The organism is Corynebacterium marambiense, from assembly GCF_016342275.1.
In the GTDB taxonomy this organism is placed as follows: Bacteria; Actinomycetota; Actinomycetes; order Mycobacteriales; family Mycobacteriaceae; genus Corynebacterium; species Corynebacterium marambiense.
Window position 1 is genome coordinate 24434 of record NZ_JAEIOT010000005.1, and the last position, 21440, is coordinate 45873.

Genomic DNA, 21440 nt, shown 5'->3' on the forward strand with positions numbered 1-21440 from the left:
GCGGTGGTGCGTGTTTGTGGTGCAGTTTCGAGTATGCGGAGCGGGGCGGCTACGCGCCGGCGAGCTCCTCGTCCAGGACGTAGTCGATGGCTGCGGTGAGTTTCTCGATATCGGCGGTGTCGATCGCGGGGAACATTCCGACCCGCAGCTGGTTTCGACCGAGCTTACGGTAGGGTTCGACGTCCACGATGCCGTTGGCGCGCAGGATCTTCGCGATGCGCGCCGCATCGACGGAGTCGTCAAAGTCGACGGTGCCGACGACCAGCGACCGGTTGGCCGGATCGGAGACGAAGCACCGTGCCTCGGGCCGGGTGTCCGCCCACGAGTAGAGGGCGCGCGAGTTGGCGGTGGTGCGCTCGACCATGCCCGCGAGACCGCCGTTGGCGTTCATCCACTGGACCTGATTGTCCATCATCAGCAGGGTGCCGACGGCCGGTGTGTTGTAGGTCTGGTTCTTGCGGGAGTTGTCGACGGCCGTCTGCAGGTTGAGGAATGCGGGGATGAACCGGTCGGTGGCGTTGATTTCCGCGATCCGCTCGATCGCGGCGGGGCTCATCGCGGCGAACCACAGGCCACCGTCGGAGGCGAAGCACTTCTGAGGGGAGAAGTAGTAGGCGTCGGCCTGGCCCATCTCGACCGGGAGACCGCCCGCCCCTGAGGTGGCGTCGATGACGACCAGCGAATTCCCGGAGCCCTCAGGTCGGGTGACCGGGACCATCGCGCCGGTCGACGTCTCGTTGTGGGCCCAGGCGATGACATCGCAGCCCTCGAATGCCTGCGGGGTGGGTGCGTCACCCGGCTCGGCAGCGGAAATCTCCGGATCGTCGAGCCACGGTGCCTTCTTGGCCGCGGTGGCGAACTTCCCGGAGAACTCACCGAAGGTCAGGTGGCCGGAGCGCTTGCGGATCAGGCCGTAGGTCGCGGCATCCCAGAAAGCGGTGGCGCCGCCGAGGGACAGCACGATCTCGTAGCCTTCGGGCAGGTTGAACAGTTCGGTCAGACCCTCGCGGAGGGACCCCACGACGTTACGGACGCCAGCCTGGCGGTGAGAGGTACCCACAATTCCGGTGGCACCATCGATGATGGCCTGGAGCTGTGCGGGACGGACCTTCGATGGGCCGCAGCCGAATCGGCCGTCAGCGGGCAACAGGTTCGCGGGAAGGGTGGGGAACTGATCGGTCATGGTGGTATGTGTGTTCTTCCTCGTTGGGTACTGGGTCTGTCGTCGGTCCGTAGTCGGTCCGCAACCGGGTTCAAGTACAAGAACCGTACCCAGGCAACTCTAGTCCCCGTACGCCGACCAGGTGCGCAATCCGGGGACGCAGCGTGCACTGGACACCGTTCGCTGCTTCAGTACCGGTTCAACGGCACGCCCCCCAGTGTCCCCATTTGTCACTATATCGTCGGAGCGGCCGCCATCGCTGCCCCCGGGGTTACAGAATTGACTTCGTCGATGGTTTGGTGACTCAGCGCAGGCGTGGGCGGCGGTGGTTCAGCGACAGGGGCACCGTGTTGTGCCGCATTTGTCGGGGGTAATTGGGGGTGGTTCATTTCCCCCGTAGCGGGTGTAGCGGGGTTGTGTGCCGTGGACTTTACGTGTCGCTATGGTCACATCGTTTGATAAACTGTGCCACACCCCACTCTATTGGTTTTTGGGGTGGAGCCGTGAAATCATAATCTGCCGGAGCTTGTGGACCGGCACCGTCTATTCCCCGTTTCGGACTTCCGAAAGGGTATTTACCTCGGGGAATGTAAATAACTTCACAGAGAGTGTCACGTGCTGGGAGCGTTTGGTGCTGCCAGTCGGTGAACGGACTTAAGTGACGGTTACGGGCGTTTGTGTCCGTAGCCGTTGTCGAACGGGCATGATGCTTCGGGTACAACCGGAGTTGATGCCTGCGCGTGGCAAACCGTATAGCGTAGAGGTGATTATCCGGACTCTGGTTCGGGCAACACCCCTCGGTGAGGCGTGTGAGTCCAACGGGACGTAACACTATGCGGTGCAATGGCCGTCCCAGATCCGGGAGGGCGACACTTAACAAAGCTTGAAAGGTACATTGTGGCAACTGACAACAAGGACAAGGCCGTACTTCACTACCCCGGTGGTGAGTTCGAGATGGACATTAAGCGTGCTTCCGAAGGTCAGGACGGCATCGTCCTGGGCAAGATGCTCGCCGAGACCGGACTCGTCACCTACGACCCGGGCTATGTCAGCACCGGCTCCACGGAGTCCGCTATCACCTTTATCGACGGTGATAAGGGCATTCTGCGTTACCGCGGTTATGCCATCGAGGACCTCGCGGAGAAGGCAACTTTCAACGAAGTGTCCTACCTGCTGATCCACGGTGAGCTGCCGACGCAGGCGCAGTTGGAGAAGTTCAACGCGGATATTCGACACCACACCCTCATCGACGAGGACTTTAAGAGCCAGTTCCGGGTTTTCCCCCGTGACGCGCACCCTATGTCGGTTCTGGCGTCCTCTCTCAACATTCTCTCGACCTACTACCAGGACTCCCTGGATCCGCTGGATTCGGAGCACCGTGACAAGGCCACGGTCCGTCTGATGGCTAAGGTTCCGATGCTGGCTGCGATGGCGCACCGAGCCCGGCACGGTGAACCGTGGATGTACCCGGACAACAAGCTCAATGCCCGTGAGAACTTCCTCCGAATGATGTTTGGCTTCCCGACCGAGGATTACGAGGTCGACCCGGTCATGTCCAAGGCTTTGGATCAGTTGCTCATTCTGCACGCAGATCACGAGCAGAATTGCTCCACTTCGACCGTGCGTATGGTCGCGTCCGCGCAGGCGAATATGTTCGTCTCCATCGCCGCGGGTATCAATGCGCTGTCCGGTCCGCTCCACGGCGGCGCTAACCAGGCTGTTCTCGAGATGCTTGACGAGATCAAGGCCAACGGTGGCGACGCGACCGACTTCATGACCCGTGTCAAGAACAAGGAAGCCGGTGTCCGACTCATGGGCTTCGGTCACCGTGTCTACAAGAACTACGACCCGCGTGCGGCGATCATCAAGTCGACCGCGCACGAGGTGCTGGAGAAGATGGGCGGCGACGAGCTGCTCGATCTCGCCCTGAACCTGGAGGAGATCGCTCTCGCGGACGACTACTTCATCTCCCGCAAGCTGTACCCGAACGTCGACTTCTACACGGGTCTCATCTACCGTGCGATGGGCTTCCCCACGGACTTCTTCACGGTGCTCTTCGCCATGGGCCGTCTGCCGGGCTGGATCGCCCAGTACCGCGAGCTCATCGAGAACCCCGCTTCGAAGATCTACCGTCCGCGCCAGGTCTACACCGGCGAGACCTTGCGCGACTTCGTGCCGCGCCCGGAGCGTTAATCACCGCGCTGATTCCGGTGGAAGTACCCGCGGTTTTCCGCGGGTTTTTCCCTGTCCGGCATCCCCCCCAGATTTCTTTAGGGCGAGAAAACCCACGTAAGGTGGCTTTCGGCATCGTGACGACAGCCCTTGAATCTGATGGTTCGGGTCCATTGTCGCGACACCGCACATTACGTCTAAAGCCCAAAGGAGCGTTCATGGACAAGCCCACGATTGAAGCACAGACTGGCCCCGCCCCGGAGGACATCGTCGTCGTCGACCTCATCGAAGGTGACGGCCCCGAGGCACAGCCGAACGGACTGGTGGAGGTGCACTACGTCGGCGTCGACTTCGAGACGGGCGAGGAGTTCGACTCCTCGTGGGACCGTGGACAGACCATCGAGTTTCCCCTTCACCGTCTCATCGCCGGATGGCAGGAGGGGATTCCGGGCATGAAGGTCGGTGGTCGTCGCCAGCTGACCATCCCGCCGGAGGCTGCCTACGGTCCCGCCGGCGGTGGGCACCCCCTGTCCGGTCGCACCCTGGTCTTCGTGATCGACCTGATCAGCGTCGGCTGACGGAAGTCACGCCGTTCCGCATACAACGGGGAAACCGCCGCCCGGCCGAATGGCCGGACGGCGGTTTGTCGTTCACCCGGGTTTCATCCCTGGCCGATGGCCCACTGCTCGTAGTGCCGGAACCTGTGCTCGCGGCCAACCTTGGTTGGATCGGACGCCAGATCCCGGAGGGCGGCGGCGACGGAGCAGAGAACTCGGGTTGTGAACTCGTCCGGTTCGTCCGCCGCGTCGGGGTTCTCCGGGATGAGCGTGTCCACGATGCCCGCCTCCCGCAGCGCGAACGCCGAGACCCGCTGCTCACGCATCATCTCCGGAGCGTGGGTTGTGTCGCGGTGGATGATGGCCGAGGCGCCCTCGGGTGGGAGCGGGGAGAGCCAGGCGTGTTCGGCCGCCAGGACGGTATCCGCGGGCAGCATCGACAGCGCCCCTCCGCCGCAGCCCTGTCCGAGGATCACGGAGACCGTCGGGACGTCGACGTCCACGAGCTCGCCGAGAGTCCGGGCGATCGACCCCGCCATGCCGGCCTCCTCTGCCGCGGCGGACAACTCCGCGCCCGGTGTGTCGATGACACTGACCAGTGGCAGCCTCAGGCCGTGGGCCAGTGCCACACCTCGGCGGGCGAAGCGGAGCGCGGCCGGGCCGAGCTCGGTGTCCGCGTGTGGCGGCTGGGCGTGCCGGTCCTGGCCGATGAGTACGCAGGGCTGTCCCTTGATCCGGGTGAGCGCGACGATGACCGCGGGGGAGACGCGACCGTCGCCGGTCCCGGACAACTGGATGAGGTGTTCGGAGAGTCGGTCGACGATACTCCGGAGCCCGGGCCTGTCGGTGCGCCGAGTGGCGGTGATCGCGTCCCACACGTCGATCCGGGGCTCCTCCGGAGCCGTGGTCGCCGCGCCGTTGATGGAGTGCGCGTCCGTGGTCTGGGGACGCAGAACATCGACGATCTTTACCACTGCCTCCCGTAACTGGCTGGGGGAGACGACTCCGTCGATGACGCCGCGGGCCGCCAGGTTCTCCGCGCGTTGCACGCCCTCCGGCATCGGGGTGCCCGTGGTGAGTTCGACGACCCGTGGGCCGAGGAATCCCAGCAGCGCACCGGGCTCCGCGAACGTGAAGTGCCCGGCGGAGCCCCAGGACGCCATCACCCCACCGGTTGTGGGGTTCCGGAGGTACACCAGGAACGGCAGATGTGCGTCCTTGTGCCGGTAGACCGCGGTCGTGATGGAGACCATCAGTGCGAATGCCGGGGTCCCCTCCTGCATCCGGGTCCCGCCGGATGCGGGTGAGATCAGCAGCGGGAGTCCACCGTCCGTCGCCCGGTGGATTCCGTCGATGATCCGGCGGGCGGTCGCCGCCCCGATGGAACCACCGAGGAACCCGAACTCACTCAGGACGAACGCCACCCGCGCACCGTTGACGGTTCCCTCACCGGTGATGACCGCCTCGTCCACGCCGGATTTCTCCCGGGCGCGTCGGAGGGTCGCCCGGTAGTCGTCGCTGATGTCCCCGTACACGGGTGGGGTGTCCCAGGAAATGAAGGATCCGGGGTCGAGAACCTGGTCGATGAGGTCGCGGGAGGTGGTGTTCGTCATGGCTGACACTGTAGCCGCCGGAACAGTCGGCAGGGCCGGTTCCGGGTCAGCTCCGCGATACCCGGCGCAGTGCCTTCAACCAGCCGACGGGTGAACCAGTGTGCAGGATCGACGAGCGGTAGATCCGGGCGGCCAACCAGCTGGTCGCGACGGTCGCGAGGGCGAGGAGCAGAGCGGCACCCAGGACTCCTCCCACACCGACGTTGCCCACCGCGTACTGCAGGGGAATCGTCGACGAGGAGAACGGCGGCACCCAGGCAGCTGCCCGCATGAACGTCGAATCGACCTGCGCCAATCCGAAGAAAGGGAGGTAGATCACGGCCATCAGCAGCAGGATCACCGGTGTCTGCACCCCCTGGAAATCCTCCATCCGGGACACCAGGGAACCGGCTGCAGCGTAGAGCACAGAGAAGAAGAGGTAGCCGAGGATGTAGAACAGTAGCAGGATGGGCAGGACCGTGAGATCGATCTCCACGTCGAAGCGTTCGCCGATCCCAGTGAGGCCGAGCCCCGCGGCCGTGACGGCGAACAGCGTGGCGACGAACGCCAACCCCACGCCGCCGACGCCGATAATTTTGCCCCACAGCAGGTCCAGGGGACGGACCGTAGCGACCATGAGTTCCACGACCCGGGAGGACTTCTCCTCGATGACCGCGGAGCCGATGGTGATGGCGAACATCATTACCGACATCACCAGCACGCCGAGTCCGATGAGGGTGACCATGACCGTGCCCGCTGTGCGTGGGTCCCCGAAGGCCCCACCGTCCGATCCACCGTCGACGCGGACGGTCGTCACAGTGCCGGCGGCGGTGATCTCCGCGACCCGATCGGCGCTTACTCCGAGTGTGGAGAGCAGTTCCTCCCCCGTGATCTCCCCCTGCGCCGCCCGGAGAACAGCGAGGGAGTCCGTGTCGGCGGAGGACTCGGAGACCAGTTCCCATCCCGTGCCGGAGTCTGCGGGTCGGTAGAGGGCGTCAATGTCTCCGGCGGAGAGCGCCTCCAGTGCGGTGTTTTGGTCCGGGTACCCGGCAGACTCCACGGAGGGGCCGTCGCCACCGGCGCCCGCCACGGCCGAGAGCGCTGCGGGTTCCGCACCGACGTAGCCGATGACCTGCGGTGCGTTCTCCTTCGATCCCTGCCAGGCGCCCCAGCCGAGACCGCCGAGGACGGCGACGAGCATGATGGCGAGGGTCACCCAGACGGATTTCCGGGTGAGTACGGCGCGTGCCTCACGTGCGGCGATCAACCGGATCGCCGCAGTCGAAGAATAGGTGTCGGTCGGATGGCTCATGGTTTCACTACTTCCTGGAACAGATCGGACAGGTCGGGGCGACGGCGGGTGAAATGATGGACGGGACCGGCGGCCATCGCGGCGCGCAGGATGTCCTGGTCGGTGGCCGGGGAACCGGGGGTGAGGGTGAGTAATGTCACGGTGTCGCCGCCGCTGACTGCGGTGGTTCCGGGCACCGCCCGCCACCAGTCACCGGGGGCGTCGACATGCACCTCGTAGGTGTCCTCACCGGTGTCCCGGAGCTCGTCGACGGTGCCTTCTGCGCGCATCCGGCCGGCGGCGATGATCCCGACGCGGTGGCAGAGGCGTTGGACGAGGTCGAGCTGGTGGGAGGAGAATAGGACTGGGATCCCCGCCTCCGCCCGCTCGACGAGGATCTCGCTCATCACGTTCACTGCCACGGGATCGAGGCCCGAGAACGGTTCATCTAGGACGAGGACATCGGGGTCGTGGACGAGAGCGGCGGCCAACTGCACGCGCTGCTGGTTGCCGAGGGACAGCGACTCTAGTTGGTCGCCGACTCGGTCGCTGAGCCCGAGCTTTTTGAGGAGCCCGGTGGTGCGGGACTCCGCCGAGGATCTGTCGACGCCGTGCAGGCGGGCGAGGTAGGTCAGCTGTGCGCCGATCTTCTCCTTCGGGTAGAGGCCTCGCTCCTCGGGCATGTAGCCGATGCGTCGACGGGAGGATTCGGTGAGTGGTTGGTCACCGAGTCGGACCTCTCCGGAGTCGGCTGAGATCACCCCGAGCGCGATGCGCATGGTGGTTGACTTGCCGGCTCCGTTGGAGCCGACGAAGCCGTAGATCTCGCCGGGGTACACGGTGAAGGTCATGCCGTCGAGAGCGGTGAGGTCGCCGTATCTCTTGGATATCCCGTCGATGACGAGCGGGGATGGTGAGTGTGTCATGGGGTTTGTTTTCCTTCTGGTTTTCAGTCCGCGTAGGGGAACAACAGATCGGGGTCGGTCGGGTCGGGAAGGGTCCAGGCGAGCACGAGTCCGGGGATGGCGCCGATCAAGCCGATGATGAGAAACATCGTCATGCCGGTCGTGTACGTGAGGTCGTACAGATCGCGCATCGCCCACCCTTTGTCCAGCGCCCAGACCGATCCAAAGGTGATGATTCCGGCGTAGACTAGGCCGATCGCGTAGTAGAAGTGGGTGGTCGCGGCGCGCAGTCGGAGTTGCCGCGCCAGTTCGTATTCATCGAGGAACTCCGGAGGGGCCATGTCCTCCAGTCGGATCAGGGTGCGGATCGTGAACCAGAGGGCACAGGCCACCAGGGACAGCACCGCGGCGACCGCGAGCAGGTTCGCCTGTTCGCGGAGTACCGCCACGACACTGAGTGTCACCCCGGTGAGGTAGACCCCGGAGAACAAGAGAACCAGGGCCCGCCGGTGGTGACGGTTCCGCCAGCGGTGGAACCGGGAGTCCAGGACGTCCCGGCGACGTTCGAAACTGTTCAACCGGTGCCGCCGGTAGCGGGCCATCGGGGAGGACCTGCGGCCGGTCACGCGTCCTCCGTGTCGGGTGTGGTCCACGTGGTCACGCGATTCGGCCAGGTCAGGTATAACAGGACAGCCAGCATGAGGAACGCGGTGGCGGCGCGGATCAGATCCACCGAGCCGGACTCCGCGGAGATCCCGATGACCAGTGCACACGCTCCGGCGCAGGCCGACAGCATCCACAGGGCCTGCACGCGGCGGTGTGACCTCTGTGCGTGCTCGTACTCGTCCAGTTTGCGGGACCCGTCGTTCATCCCGGTGACCGTGGCGAGTCGGGTGGACAGTACTGTGAGAAGGACGCAGACGGCGGTGAACAGGTACACGGGCACGGAGCCTGTGCCGATCCCGATCCCGATCAGAGTCGCGACGGCGGTGGCCGCCGTGAATGATCCGGAGAGAAGGCGCCGCCCGCGCAGGGGAACGATCGGTGTGATCGTCCGGGGTGCGGTCATTGTCGTGTTCCTTTCCGTGCTTTCACCGGGTCATCGGTGCGGGGTAGAGGTCGTGGGACATGGGGCTGAACTCCTCGCGGGAGAACACTGCCTCGACCGGCAGTCGGAAGGTCTCGGCGATGCGCATCGCCAGGTCGAGGCTGGGGTAGTGGTCTCCGCGCTCGAGGGCGCCGACGGTCTGTGGGTTGACCTCGATGACCGCCGCCAGATCGGCGCGGGACATCCCGCGTTCCGTCCGCAGGACCTTGATGCGATTGTAAATTGGCCGCGTCGGCCTCTTTGATGGAGACATAAACCAAAGTGTTGTATAAACACAATAATATGTCAAGATCTTGTTTCTCGACGTTGTCTGGATCGGGATGCGGGTCCGCTGCCCCCGTACCCACGGACCCCGTGCGCGTCCCCGGACATGGGTGTTCAATGGGGCCCATGACTGAGAAGACCTTCCCCACGACGGTGACCCTGAATGACGGCAACGAGATACCGCAGCTCGGATTCGGTGTCTACAAGCTGAAGGACGACGAGTGTGTGACCGCGGTCCGGCACGCCATCGAGGTCGGCTACCGGCACATCGATACTGCCGCCATCTACGGCAACGAGGAGCAGGTGGGCAATGCCATCCGGGACGCCATCGCCGCAGGTGACGTCACCCGCGAAGAGCTGTTCGTGACCACCAAACTGTGGAACGACCGCCAGGGCGCCGAGGAATCTACCCGCGCCTTCCAGGAATCACTGTCCAGGCTCGGGCTCGACTACGTGGACTGCTACCTCATCCACTGGCCCTGCCCCCGGAAGGGGCTCGCCGTGGAGACCTTCAGCTCGATGGCGAAGCTCCAAGGGCTCGGGAGCATCCGATCGATCGGAGTCTCAAACTTCTACGCCGAGACCCTTGATGAGGTGATCTCCGGCACCGGGATCACCCCCGTTCTCAATCAGATCGAACTGCACCCCGGTTTCTCCCAGGCGGGGCTCCGTGAGGTTAACCGCGAGCGCGGGATTGCCACTGAGGCATGGTCCCCGATCGGTCGGGGCAAGGGGCTCGACAACCCGGTGGTCAAGCGGATCGCCGAGGACCACGACCGGACTCCCGCGCAGGTGATGCTCCGCTGGCATCTCCAACTGGGCAACATCGTCATCCCGAAGTCCGCGCATCCGAAGCGGATCAGCGAGAACTTTGACATCTTCGATTTCCACCTCGGGGACCGCGACATGGAGTGCATCACGGCGTTGGATGATTCCGCGATTGCGGGCCGGATCGGTCCTGACCCGCTGACGTTCCCCGAAGAATGAGCACCGGACAGAAAACCGGAGACCGTCGGCTCCACGTCCACGACGAGGGCCGAACGAGGGTTCTCACCCTGAATCGGCCCCGGGTCCGCAACGCCCTCGACACCGGACTCTGTGCCACGTTGACCGGAGCCATCTGCGCCGCGGGTCGGGAGGGGACCCGCTCGGGACACGGAGTCGGGCCTCGGGCACTGCTGCTCCGGGGTGCCCCACCGGCGTTCTGCGCGGGAGCGGACCTAGATGAGGAGCATTCGCCCGAGTTCCTCGACACTCTGGGGGAACTCCTCCTGACCCTCGTGGAGTGCCCGCTGCCGGTGATCGCAGACATCCAGGGACCGTGCATCGGTGCCGGTCTGCAACTGGCGTTGGCGAGTGATCTGCGCGTCGTCGGGCCGGACGCCTGGTTCGGGCTCCCGCCCGCGGCACTGGGCATTGCCCTCGACGACTGGACCGTCGGACGGTGCGTCGACCTCATCGGTGGTTCCCGAGCCCGTGGACTGATGCTCGGTGGTCTGCGGATGTCCGCCACCGAGGCCGCGGCATGCGGATTCTCCAATGTCTCCGGCGGGTCCCAGGATGCAGCGGAACTCGCCGACCGGGTTGCCGCTCTCGCACCGCTCTCGGTGAGGCAGCTCAAACTCGCTCTCAACGACACCGGGACAGCGGCCGTCGGCACCGGTGCCGCAGCCCGGGAACTCTACGAGGCGTGCTGGGCGAGTGCGGACGCCGCAGAGGCACGGGCAGCACGGACGGAGAAACGGGGCCCGGTTTTCACCGGTCGGTGACCCCACCACCCGAGGGTGAGAGCATCCGGTCTCCCTGATCTGCCGCGTGCACCGTTCCGGAAACCGTGGCCCGGCCCGGCACGCCCTGCCACCCGCTCCAGCGGGCGCGGCGGTGAATGCCCTCTGACGGGCTCCCCGGATTAGAGTTGGCGCCATGAAAATGGATCCCGCAGCTACCGCTGTCGCCACGACTGGCCACACCACCGGACCGGAGGGGCTCGACTCCGCGTCCGTACGTAAACGGGTGGAATCGGGTCAGATCAACCATGCGGTACGACGCACCGGCCGCAGCGTCGCCGACATTGTGCGGAGCAACGTCTTCACCCGGATCAACGCGATCCTCGGCGTGCTGCTCGTTATCGTCCTGAGCACCGGGTCGATCATCAACGCGGCCTTCGGTCTGCTCATCATCGCTAACTCGGCGATCGGCATCATTCAGGAGCTCCGCGCCAAGCGAACCCTCGACCGGTTGACGATCCTCGGGGAATCGAGGCCCCGTGTGATCCGCGACGGCCAGACCACCGAGATCGTCCGCGATGAGATCGTCCTCGACGACCTCATCGACATCGGTCCGGGAGACCAGATCGTCGTCGACGGCTACGTGCGTTCCGCCGACGGCCTCGAGGTTGACGAGTCCATGCTCACCGGGGAATCCGACGCAGTGGTCAAACAGAGCGGAGACGCCATCCGGTCGGGCTCCTACGTGACGGCGGGGTCCGGGACGTTCCAGGCCACCGCCATCGGGGAGGACTCCTACCAGGCAAAGCTCATCGCGGAAGCCGGCCGGTTCACGCTGACGAACTCGCAGCTCATGGACGGCATCAACCAGATTCTCCGGATCATCACCTGGTTGCTCATCCCCACGGGCGTGCTCACCGTGTGGACCCAGCTTGGACGGACAGGAGCCCCATGGAAGGAAGCCGTCTTGTCCATGGTCGCGGCCCTCGTCCCGATGGTGCCCGAGGGACTCGTGCTGATGACCTCCATCGCGTTCGCGGTCGGGGTTGTCCGACTGGGCAAACGCAAGGCGTTGATCAATGAGCTGCCTGCGATCGAGGGTCTCGCCCGCGTCGATCTCGTCTGCGCCGACAAGACCGGCACGCTGACCGAGAACCGGATGGAACTCGACGAGATCGCGCCGGTGGGGGACCACGACGATGTGGAGCTGGTGCGCCGGGTACTCGCCTCGATCGCGGCGGCCGACGGCCATCAGAACGACACCATGCAGGCGATTTCAGGCGGGGTCGCCGACCTCGATCCCGACGAGGTAGTCGCGACGGTGCCCTTCGATTCCGCCCGCAAGTGGTCCGGGGTGTCCACGGTGGCGATGGGGGACTGGGTCCTCGGTGCGCCCGATGTCCTCACCGCGGACGGAGATGGGGCGCTCACCGCTGTGGAACCCTACATCGATCGTGGTTTGCGCGTGCTGATGCTCTGCCGGGCGACGGCACTCGGAGATGTCTCGGCATCCCCTGCCGCGCCGGGCTGTGCGTCACTGACCCCGTCTGCCTTGGTGGTGTTACGGCAGAAGATCCGGGAGGATGCCGAAGAGACACTGGGGTACTTCGCCCGTGAGGGGGTGGAGGTGAAGGTCATCTCCGGGGACAACGCCGTCTCCGTGGGCGCTGTCGCGGCATCCCTCGGGCTCGAGGGAAAGGTCGTCGATGCGCGAGAGCTGCCCGCGGCTGATGACCCCGATTTCGCGCGGCAGGTCACCGAGGGCACCGTTTTCGGGCGTGTCACCCCGGAACAGAAGCGGGACATGGTCGGTGTCCTGCAGGCTGCGGGGCACACCGTCGCGATGACCGGCGATGGTGTCAACGACGTGCTGGCATTGAAAGATGCGTCGATCGGGGTCGCCATGGGCTCGGGGTCGCCCGCCACCAGATCGGTCGCACAAGTGGTGCTCCTCGACAACCGGTTCGCTACCCTACCCCACGTCGTGGCGGAGGGACGGCGGGTCATCGGCAACATCGAGAGGGTCGCCAATCTCTTCCTCACCAAGACGATCTACTCGATCGTCCTGGCCCTGGTGGTCGGGCTGTTCGGGATGACCTTCCCGTTTCAGCCGATCCACGTGACGATGATCGGCTGGTTCACCATCGGGATCCCAGCCTTCATCCTGTCGCTTGCACCGAACCATGAGCGGGCCCGGGCGGGTTTCGTCTCCCGCGTCCTCCGCCTCGCGCTGCCCTCCGGGCTGCTGATCGGCTTATTTACAGTCGCGTTCTGGATCCTGGTAAATCCAGGGACACACGCGCCGGACTCCGCTGTGCGGCAGGCGGGGACGGCCACCCTCACGGTAACCCTCGTCATGGCGCTCTGGGTGCTCGCCGTGGTCGCCCGCCCGTACCAGTGGTGGCGTATCGCGCTGATCGTCAGCGGTGCCGTCGCCTACGTGACCATCTTCTCGGTGCCGCCTCTCGCTCGTCTGCTGTTCCTCGATGCCTCGGACCCAGGGCTGTTATTCCGGGCACTCGTGGTCGGTGGTGTTGGTGCGGTGCTGATTGAGGCGTCGTGGTGGATCGGGCAGAAGCGATCGGGCATGTCCCCGCGAGTCTTCGCTTTCGGGGAGTGACACGCGTTCCGGGGTTCGATTCAGGTCTTTTCCGTTTCCTTACGAAGCCGAAAATCGATTCGCAACCTTCACAGCGCCCGAACAAGCGGGCGATGGGGGGTTGTTGGCAATTGGGGAAAGTGCCGGTAGCGGCCTTTTATGGGGGTGGGTGAATACTGTGAACGCAGTAATTCGGGCGATTAGCTTTCACATTGCAACGTGAGCTAGGTAACTTCACACCTACACCTTGTTCTGTGATCGTTTGCACAATGACGTCCGGCGGATCCGTTCCGTCACCATCGTCAGGTCTCCGGCAGCGGTGTGCGAAGTGGGAGAGCGGACGGCCGTTCAGCGACTGTTCCACTCAACCTGAACAGTGTCTCCGTCTCCGTCAAAATTAATTACAGAAAGCGAGAGGACCCTCTCATGAGTGCAGACTCGTCCGCCCCGGTGCGGCGCCGTGAACCCGGTGCCGCAGAATTCCGGGCCATGCAGAAAGATCCTGAATTCCTCGACCTCAAGAAGACGTTCCGTGGGTTCGCCTTCCCGATGAGTATCGCGTTCTTCCTCTGGTACATGTTCTACGTCCTCCTCGCGGTGTACGCGAAGGACTGGATGAGCACTCCGGTGTTCGGCAACGTCAACTGGGGCGTGATCATGGGACTACTGCAGTTCGTGACCACCTTCGCCATCACCTGGATCTACATCAACTTCGCCAACAAGAAGATCGAGCCCAAGGCGGCCGCGATCCGTGAGAGAATGGAAGGCTGATCACCCTCATGAATAATCTCACCACGTACTCCGCTCAGGAAGTGGGCGCGCAGGCCGGTAACCCGATCCTGAACATCGCAGTCTTCATCCTGTTCATCGTCGTCACCATGGGCGTCGTCATCAAGGTGGGCAAGTCCACCAGCGAGGCATCTGACTTCTACACCGGTGGCGCGAAGTTCTCCGGTAAGCAGAACGGTCTGGCCATCGCGGGTGACTACCTTTCAGCGGCTTCCTTCCTCGGTATCGTCGGCGCCGTCGCACTCGCGGGATATGACGGCTTCCTCTATTCCATCGGCTTCTTCGTGGCCTGGCTGGTCGCACTACTGCTCGTTGCCGAGCCGCTCCGGAACACCGGTAAGTTCACAATGGCCGATGTGCTGTCGTTCCGGCTGAAGCAGAAGCCCGTCCGGATGGCGGCTGCGCTGGGTACGCTCTTCGTCTCGCTGTTCTACCTCATCGCGCAGATGGCCGGTGCGGGGTCCCTCGTTGCCGTGCTCCTCAACGTTCACGAGGAATCCAAGCAGGCACTCGTGGTTGTCGTGGTTGGCGTCATCATGATCGCCTACGTGCTGCTCGGCGGCATGAAGGGCACGACCTACGTCCAGATGATCAAGGCCGTCCTCCTCGTCGGTGGTGTCGGTATCATGACCGCGCTGATCTTCATCAAGGTTGGGTCCTTCCCGCATCTCCTCGATGCAGCCGTTCAGAAGCACGCTGAGTCCGACTATCTCGCAGGCAAGGGCTACGATGCCCACGCGATCCTGGAGCCGGGCCTGAAGTTCGGTAAGGACAACATCACCAAGATCGACTTCATCTCCCTCGGTCTCACCCTGGTGCTTGGTACAGCGGGACTCCCGCACGTTCTGATGCGCTTCTACACGGTTCCGACGGCACGTGAAGCCCGCCGCTCCGTCACCTGGGCCATCGTCCTCATCGGTGCCTTCTACCTCATGACCCTGATGCTGGGTTACGCCGCTGCCGCACTGGTCGGACCGGACCGCATCCTCGGCGCCCCCGGTGGGCAGAACGCTGCTGCGCCGCTGCTCGCACTGGAACTCGGCGGTTCGATCTTCATGGCGGCCATCTCCGCTGTCGCCTTCGCCACTGTTCTCGCGGTCGTCGCAGGCCTAGCGATCACGGCGTCCGCATCCGTTGCGCACGACATTTACCACTCGATCATTCGTAACGGTGAGTCCACCGAAGCGGAGCAGGTCCGGGTTTCCCGAATCACGGTGGTTGTGATCGGTGTCATCGCGATTGTCCTCGGTATCCTGGCGATGAGCCAGAATGTCGCCTTCCTCGTTGCGCTGGCCTTCGCCATCGCCGCCTCGGCGAACCTGCCGACGATCCTGTACTCGCTGTACTGGAAGAAGTTCAACACCACGGGTGCCCTGTGCTCCATGTACACCGGACTGATCCTCGCTCTGGTGCTCATCGTGTTCTCCCCGGCCGTGTCCGGTGATCCGAGCGCGATGATCCCCGACGCGGACTGGGCATGGTTCCCGCTGCGCAATCCGGGTCTCATCTCCATCCCGGCGGCGTTCCTCGCGGGTTACCTCGGTACCCTCTTCGGCAAGCCGGACAACCTGGACGACCTCCAGGCGGAAATGGAAGTCCGCTCGCTGACCGGTGTCGGTGTGGAAGCCGCGGTCGAGCACTAGTCCCGTTTCCACTTCGCACACTGACCGGTATCCACCTGTGACGGCGGGTGGACGCAAGGCATCACAGCAATAGAATAAGACGGCGGCCCCGTCCATCAGAACCCAAGAGAATTGGGGGTGGACGGGGTCGCCGGTACCATGTCTGACATGGTTGATCATTCCGTCGGGCCTCAGGATGGTCTGAGGGGACGAAGTGGCCGCTGGTGGCGGATCGGTCGCTCAACACCAGTGATCGTCGCCGTATGTTGTTTTTTCTCGCTCCCGTTTCTCCTCGTCGTCGATGGTGACGGAGACTCCGGCAGCGGTGCGACCTCCCGGAGATCCGCTGCATCGCCACTGGGAGCTCGCGCCTCAAACATGAGTTTCGAGAGTGAGGATCTCGGCGACTTCACTGCCAACGCGACCGGGTCACAGGTGTCGTTCACCCGGCTCTCTGACGGCTGGCACACCGGTACAGCGACGGAGCGCTATGCCCGCCCCGCGCTGAGCCTGATCAAGCTCTACATCGCCGACTACGTGCTCCGGTACGGTGATCCCGAGGACAAGCTCGCTGCGGTGGAGATGATCCGCTCGTCCGACGATGAGCTTGCCGATGAGCTGTGGGAGCGGTACCCACGGGCGATCGACGTGACCGCGAAGCACTACGGGCTGCTGTCCACCAGATCAGACGAACGGTGGGGCTACAGCGTCACCTCCACCTACGACGTCGTGTCGTTCATCCAGCAGAAGCTGGCGACGGACCGCATGTCACCGATCCTCACCGCAATGACCCAGTCCGACGAGTATGCCGCAGACGGATATCCACAGGACTTCGGTACCGCGGTGCTGCCCGGGGCGGTGGGCACAAAGTGGGGCTGGTCGAACGACTACTCGCTCCACTCCTCGGTCACCTTCGGGGAGAACTACGTAGCGGCGGCAGCGGTCGCCGGCTCCGCCGAGGAGCTCACGGCACTCGTGGAGGCACAGCTGAACAGGTTCGTCCGTGGCGATGCTGAGCCCGCAGCCACGATCACGGGGCGCCGGTTGGAGGTTGGCAAGTAGTCGGGACCGCACGGAATTCCGTGCCCGAGATTCTGCTGAGGTGACCTATCATTGGAACTCGCCTGGGGCGCAGTTCCGACCCCGTCTGAGGACCCCTCCACGAAACGAAGGTAGACGTTGAACTCGATCACTGTGCTCGCCTCCGGTGCCGCTGTCCCGCCGGGCGTCATTGTCTCCATGATGTGGATCGCGATCGCGGCCCTCGCGTCCCCGCTGCTGTCCTTCCTCACCGGTAAACGGGTCCCGGGTGTGGTCTTCATGCTCCTTCTCGGCGTTGTGATCGGCCCCGAGGTCCTCGACCTGGCGCACCTCGACGGTTCGAACGCCCTGCTCCGGGAACTCGGCCTCGGAATGTTGTTCCTCCTGGCGGGCTGGGAGATCGATCCGGATGTGATGAGGGGGCGCCAGGGGCGTCGGGCCACGGGGACCTGGCTGCTCAGTCTTGGACTGGCAATCGGTGCGGCGTTGCTCCTGCTAGGCACCGATGATCTGCTCCGGAGCATCGTTCTCGCCATCGCGGTGTCCTCCACTGCCATGGGAACCCTGCTGCCTGTCATCAAGAACTCCGGGCGTGCGGACTCCCCGGTCGGTCAGGGGGTTCTGGTCCACGGCGCTGTCGGCGAACTGGGGCCCATCTTCGCCATGGCCCTGCTCCTGTCGACGCGCACGACGTGGCTTACCCTGATCATCCTCGCCCTCTTCATGGGTGGCGCGATGATGGTGGCGTTTCTCCCGCGTACCGTCTCCCGCCTCGTCCCCTGGGTCGGGCACGCGGTCCGCGACGGAGCCAGTCACACGAGTCAGACCGTCATGAGGATGGTCATCGTTCTGCTCACCACACTCATGGCGATGGCAGCGGTGTTCGAACTCGACGTGGTTCTCGGGGCGTTCGCTGCGGGAATCATCCTCCGCGGGCTGGTTCCGGTGCGCGCGCGGAAGACGGTCGAGGCGCGTCTCGATGTCCTGGGCTACGGGTTGCTCATCCCGGTCTTCTTCATCACCTCCGGTATGGCGATCAACGTCCGTGAGGTTCTGCACTCGCCCTGGGCTGTGGTCGTGGGCATCGGCGTCATCTACATTGCACGTGGACTGCCGATCCTTCTGGTGGAACGCTTCACCGACACGGGTTCCGGGATCCGGGGTTTCCGGGATCAGATGGAGCTCTCGCTGTACTCCGCGACCGGCCTGCCGATCATCGTGGCCGTCACCGAGATCGCCGTGGACCGTGGTCTGCTCGGAGAAGGGCACGCGTCGGTGATGGTCGCCACAGGTGCTGCAACGGTGCTCCTCTTCCCCATGCTGGCCGCGAACGTGCACTCGTACGTCCCCGCGCCGGAAGACCCCGGGGACGCGGAGAAGCGTCGTCGGGTGGAAAGCGACATCAAGGCGGAGGCAGCCGAATACCGGAGCGGGAAAAGCGGTGTCACCGTGCAGCCGGGTGTTGTTCGAGCTAAACCGCGGCCGAAGAGCAGTACCGTCTCCGATGACGAGATCACTATCGATGCGGACGAGGACTGACCGTTTAGCTGGATAGGCCGTTCAGCTGCGTTAGTAGGTGACCCAGTGCCTTCACCGGGTCGTCCGCGGGTATGGGCGGCACGGGTACTGGGACCTCCACCGGGCCTGGCGTGACGGCGTCCGGGAGCGTGGCCGTCCACTGGCCCCAGTCCTGGGAGTAGACGTCGTTTACGTCGACCTGGACCCCTGAGATCCAGGCTGTGCGTTTTGCGGGCTGGTGCAGATCTGCCCGCGGATGCAGGCGTCCGCCAGAACCCCAGTCGTGCTGCCAGAAGAACTCGCCGAGCCCATCGGCCAGGGCCCACGCTATGACGTTGTAGTTGCCGTAGACACCCAGCTGGAGCCAGGCGGCCTCGAGTGAGAGTTTGAATGCGGCGAGGTAGGGCCGGATCTGGTTCTCGTACTGTGCGCGGGTCGGATTGTCGTCGATGGCGACGTAGACCGGTCGCCCCGCCGGACCGCCCGCCGCGGCATGGAGGGCGATCGCCTGGGGTGCGTGGACAGCGGCGCCCGCCGCGCCCGGGATCCAGTCGGCGGTGTCGGCTCTGCCGAACTGGTAGACGCTGGCCGTTGCGAGTCCCGCTGATCTGAAGGCGAGGGTTTCCGCCGCTGTGACGGGTTTTCCCAGCATCCAGTTCTCGGTTCCGGGACGGCGGCGGGACACGTACCTTACGGCACCCAGATGTCCCGCCGCTGCGATCGCGCGGGCGTCGGGGACACCTGCGGCGTAGTCCAGGACCGTTCCCAGCACTGGGCGTGCGGCGTGGGCCCGCGGCACCATCCCAGTCGAGGTTGCGATGGTGCCGCCTGCCGCGGCCAGCGCGGCCGCCTTGAGTAGGGTACGGCGGTGGATGAGAGGTTGGCGCGACGTCATGCTGTACTTCCTGGATGCGGATCGGGGAGACCCGCAGAGTTCCACGAGTCACATGCGTAACAGTAGCAACTTCTGGTGGTTTGTGGCCTTCCGTGCCGGTTCAAACCTGAGCCCAGGAACCGTCAGGAATACGGAGACGGTGAACTGGAACCCATCGGGGTCATTATGCTGCGCTCTGTGTCGGCACGTGAACCAGTACGGTCCGGAGGTCCCTTGTAGGAGGTCCCTTGCAACCGAGTGGTAATGCCCCGCGCATTTCTTCCGTACCCGGGGCGCGGTGTCGAGTCACCCATCGAGTACCCGTGCGGGATCGGATGCCCTCGCCTGACACCGTCCTCGAGTTTCTGATAGTCAGCTGTTCGCCATTATCGACGGGCATACGGAACCGGGTGACCAGTTGCTCTGTGGTGAAACCCGGCGCTAGTCCGTGTCCAGGGGGCGGGGTGTGCGCCCGGCACATTGCCGACATACTGCGTTCCAGATCCGAATTCGTGGTTTCCCTGTCCGTGATGACATGGACGCTGATGAAGGTGCGCAGCCTGATCCGGGCATCGCCCGGATATCACGTGGGAGCGAGTGTAGGGATGGCTACGCATTCTCTGTCTCATTGCCCGGTTCTCCTTGTCCGAGGTCGTGCCCGCCATGATTTCACGACATCGATTCCGGCGACCTGCATGATCGATCGGGACGTTCCTTCGCACGGATGACGCAAAAACACCCCCTCGTGTGATGGGGACACCGGGTGAGGGGGTGTTTGCGGATTGTGCCCCAGAGAGGAATCGAACCTCCGACACCGGCTTTAGGAGAGCCGTGCTCTATCCACTGAGCTACTAGGGCCTGACAATGACCTTATCCAAGATCGGACGGTGTCAGACTAGCCCATCGGTGTGCGTCGAGGAAAACCGGGTGAATGGGCGGCATCGGGGGTGTCGCCAACTGTGAGATCCGGGACACTACCCCCGAGCTCACTTCAACAGAGGCGAAAAGAACATAGGCTTGCAGTAATACCTGTGGGATCCGTGAGGGCCCACCCCGACTCAAAGGAAGGTCATCATGCCGCACAAGAAGCCGCTGTTCACCGACGTCAACCACGTTGAGGTCGTCGCCAACATCGTCACCGGCGAGAAGGGCCCCGTGCTCTCCCTGGACAAGATCGAGGAAGGCGGCACCTTGAGCAACCTCCTGCTCCTGAATATCTACGATGCGAAGCATCTCTCCGAGGCCTGTACCCGTTACCTCGGGCAGTCCTTCATCGCCAACTTTGACGGTTTCACCTCTGGGCTCTCCGTCAAGGACCACGAGGAAATCCACGGCGACGACTAGATGATGCCCTGATGGGATTCCCGGGTGTCCCGATCGCATCGGGCACCGGGAGACTCCATCGGCGGCGGATGGGAAGGGCGGACCCAGGATGCGGACACTGCTGGTCATCGGCATCGGTGCAGGGGATCCCAGCCACCTCACGCTCGGCGCGATAGATGCACTTCGCTCCGCGGACGTGGTTATCGCCCTGGACAAGGGCGAGCAGAAGGCTGATCTCCTGCAGATCCGCCGGGCTGTGGTGGACGCTCACTCACCGGAAACCCCCATAGTCCCGGTGACCGATCCCGAGCGGAACCGTACCCCTGACGACTACCGCGCGGAGGTGCGCCGGTGGCACGGGGAACGCGCGAGACTGCTCACCGAGGCGATCACGGGCGCCACCAGCCCGGATGGGACGGCTGCGTTTCTCGTCTGGGGAGATCCATCGCTCTACGACTCCACCCTGCGCATCATCGACCGCATGCGCGAGGACACCGGACTCGAGTGCACGGTGAGGGTCATCCCCGGTATCACCGCGCTCCAGACGCTCACCGCCGCACACGCCATCACCGCGAACCGCATCGGTGAGCCCATCCATGTGACCACGGGCCGTCTCCTTCCCACCACGAGCGCCGCTGACCGACGCAACTGCTTCGTCATGCTCGACGGTGGCGCGACCTGGAACGAGGTCGCCGGGCCTGACACCTACATGTACTGGGGTGCGTACCTGGGGACGCCGGAACAGATCCTCCGAGCCGGGTACGTCGAGAACATCGGTGACGAGGTTGCCGCCCTGAAGTACACGCTCCGTGAGCACCACGGATGGATCATGGACACCTATCTCCTGCGCGAGCTCAGTGAGGAATGACCGGGCACGGGTCGCCGGTTGGTGCTCC

Annotated in this window: 19 protein-coding genes and 1 tRNA gene; 11 read left to right on the forward strand and 9 right to left on the reverse strand. The window is 64.3% G+C overall.

Translation table 11 applies throughout. From position 1 onward, the window contains the following. Positions 1 to 49: 49 nt before the first annotated feature. Positions 50 to 1183 carry a phosphoserine transaminase gene (serC, locus tag JDV76_RS02820; protein WP_198735378.1) on the reverse strand — a complete coding sequence of 378 codons (1134 nt, stop codon included), beginning with the start codon at positions 1181 to 1183 and terminating at the stop codon, positions 50 to 52. A gap of 822 nt (positions 1184 to 2005) precedes the next feature. On the opposite strand from serC, the gene JDV76_RS02825 reads away from it, so the two are divergent. Next, positions 2006 to 3355: a citrate synthase gene (locus JDV76_RS02825; protein ID WP_198735379.1), complete on the forward strand. Its 1350-nt coding sequence runs from the start codon at positions 2006 to 2008 to the stop codon at positions 3353 to 3355. Between the two features lie 197 nt (positions 3356 to 3552). Then, positions 3553 to 3912, forward strand: a complete 360-nt coding sequence (fkpA, locus tag JDV76_RS02830; RefSeq protein ID WP_198735380.1) for an FKBP-type peptidyl-prolyl cis-trans isomerase FkpA — start codon at positions 3553 to 3555, stop codon at positions 3910 to 3912. Between the two features lie 83 nt (positions 3913 to 3995). On the opposite strand, the gene JDV76_RS02835 is transcribed toward fkpA, so the two are convergent. From JDV76_RS02835 to JDV76_RS02860, 6 genes are read right to left on the reverse strand one after another with little or no spacing between them, the layout of a single operon-like run. Next, entirely contained in the window at positions 3996 to 5504 is a 1509-nt protein-coding gene (locus tag JDV76_RS02835) for a carboxyl transferase domain-containing protein (RefSeq protein ID WP_198735381.1), read from the reverse strand. 46 nt (positions 5505 to 5550) lie between these two features. Further along, complete coding sequence (locus JDV76_RS02840; RefSeq protein WP_198735382.1) at positions 5551 to 6795, reverse strand: ABC transporter permease; 1245 nt, start codon at positions 6793 to 6795, stop codon at positions 5551 to 5553. After that, the gene (locus JDV76_RS02845; protein WP_198735383.1) at positions 6792 to 7700 is read right to left on the reverse strand and encodes an ABC transporter ATP-binding protein; all 909 of its coding nucleotides are present in this window, start codon (positions 7698 to 7700) and stop codon (positions 6792 to 6794) included. The genes JDV76_RS02840 and JDV76_RS02845 overlap by 4 nt, the downstream gene beginning before the upstream one ends. Before the next feature lie 23 nt (positions 7701 to 7723). Further along, complete coding sequence (locus tag JDV76_RS02850) at positions 7724 to 8305, reverse strand: hypothetical protein (RefSeq protein ID WP_198735384.1); 582 nt, start codon at positions 8303 to 8305, stop codon at positions 7724 to 7726. Further along, the gene (locus JDV76_RS02855) at positions 8302 to 8748 is read right to left on the reverse strand and encodes a hypothetical protein (protein WP_198735385.1); all 447 of its coding nucleotides are present in this window, start codon (positions 8746 to 8748) and stop codon (positions 8302 to 8304) included. The genes JDV76_RS02850 and JDV76_RS02855 overlap by 4 nt, the downstream gene beginning before the upstream one ends. A 22-nt stretch (positions 8749 to 8770) precedes the next feature. After that, positions 8771 to 9040, reverse strand: coding sequence for a helix-turn-helix transcriptional regulator (locus JDV76_RS02860; RefSeq protein ID WP_198735386.1), 270 nt, complete (start codon positions 9038 to 9040; stop codon positions 8771 to 8773). A 137-nt stretch (positions 9041 to 9177) separates the two neighbouring features. Here JDV76_RS02860 and JDV76_RS02865 point away from each other — a divergent pair, with 137 nt between their 5' ends. The 7 genes from JDV76_RS02865 to JDV76_RS02895 all read left to right on the forward strand — a co-directional run bounded on the left by JDV76_RS02865 (position 9178) and on the right by JDV76_RS02895 (position 18368). Continuing rightward, positions 9178 to 10038 (forward strand): aldo/keto reductase, encoded by an 861-nt coding sequence (locus JDV76_RS02865; RefSeq protein WP_198735387.1) that lies wholly within the window; start codon positions 9178 to 9180, stop codon positions 10036 to 10038. Next, on the forward strand, positions 10035 to 10820 hold the full coding sequence (locus JDV76_RS02870) for an enoyl-CoA hydratase (RefSeq protein WP_198735388.1): 786 nt from the start codon (positions 10035 to 10037) through the stop codon (positions 10818 to 10820). The genes JDV76_RS02865 and JDV76_RS02870 overlap by 4 nt, the downstream gene beginning before the upstream one ends. 154 nt (positions 10821 to 10974) lie before the next feature. Next, entirely contained in the window at positions 10975 to 13398 is a 2424-nt protein-coding gene (locus JDV76_RS02875; RefSeq protein ID WP_232958811.1) for an HAD-IC family P-type ATPase, read from the forward strand. Between the two features lie 405 nt (positions 13399 to 13803). Further along, positions 13804 to 14148 carry a DUF485 domain-containing protein gene (locus JDV76_RS02880; RefSeq protein WP_198735389.1) on the forward strand — a complete coding sequence of 115 codons (345 nt, stop codon included), beginning with the start codon at positions 13804 to 13806 and terminating at the stop codon, positions 14146 to 14148. Positions 14149 to 14156: 8 nt separating this feature from the next. Beyond that, complete coding sequence (locus JDV76_RS02885; RefSeq protein WP_198735390.1) at positions 14157 to 15809, forward strand: solute symporter family protein; 1653 nt, start codon at positions 14157 to 14159, stop codon at positions 15807 to 15809. A 357-nt stretch (positions 15810 to 16166) separates the two neighbouring features. Further along, positions 16167 to 16850: a hypothetical protein gene (locus tag JDV76_RS02890; RefSeq protein WP_198735391.1), complete on the forward strand. Its 684-nt coding sequence runs from the start codon at positions 16167 to 16169 to the stop codon at positions 16848 to 16850. 177 nt (positions 16851 to 17027) lie between these two features. Then, positions 17028 to 18368, forward strand: a complete 1341-nt coding sequence (locus tag JDV76_RS02895; RefSeq protein WP_198735791.1) for a cation:proton antiporter — start codon at positions 17028 to 17030, stop codon at positions 18366 to 18368. Positions 18369 to 18372: 4 nt separating this feature from the next. On the opposite strand, the gene JDV76_RS02900 is transcribed toward JDV76_RS02895, so the two are convergent. Both JDV76_RS02900 and JDV76_RS02905 read right to left on the reverse strand, forming a co-directional pair. Beyond that, complete coding sequence (locus JDV76_RS02900; protein ID WP_198735392.1) at positions 18373 to 19242, reverse strand: DUF1906 domain-containing protein; 870 nt, start codon at positions 19240 to 19242, stop codon at positions 18373 to 18375. Positions 19243 to 20006: 764 nt separating this feature from the next. Next, positions 20007 to 20079 (reverse strand) — tRNA-Arg (locus tag JDV76_RS02905). Between the two features lie 216 nt (positions 20080 to 20295). On the opposite strand from JDV76_RS02905, the gene JDV76_RS02910 reads away from it, so the two are divergent. Together JDV76_RS02910 and cobF are read left to right on the forward strand one after the other, a co-directional pair. Further along, a complete protein-coding gene (locus tag JDV76_RS02910; protein ID WP_198735393.1) occupies positions 20296 to 20565 on the forward strand; it encodes a cg0963 family protein in 270 nt (89 codons plus the stop codon). A gap of 88 nt (positions 20566 to 20653) precedes the next feature. Continuing rightward, positions 20654 to 21412, forward strand: a complete 759-nt coding sequence (gene cobF, locus JDV76_RS02915; RefSeq protein WP_198735394.1) for a precorrin-6A synthase (deacetylating) — start codon at positions 20654 to 20656, stop codon at positions 21410 to 21412. Positions 21413 to 21440 lie beyond the last annotated feature (28 nt).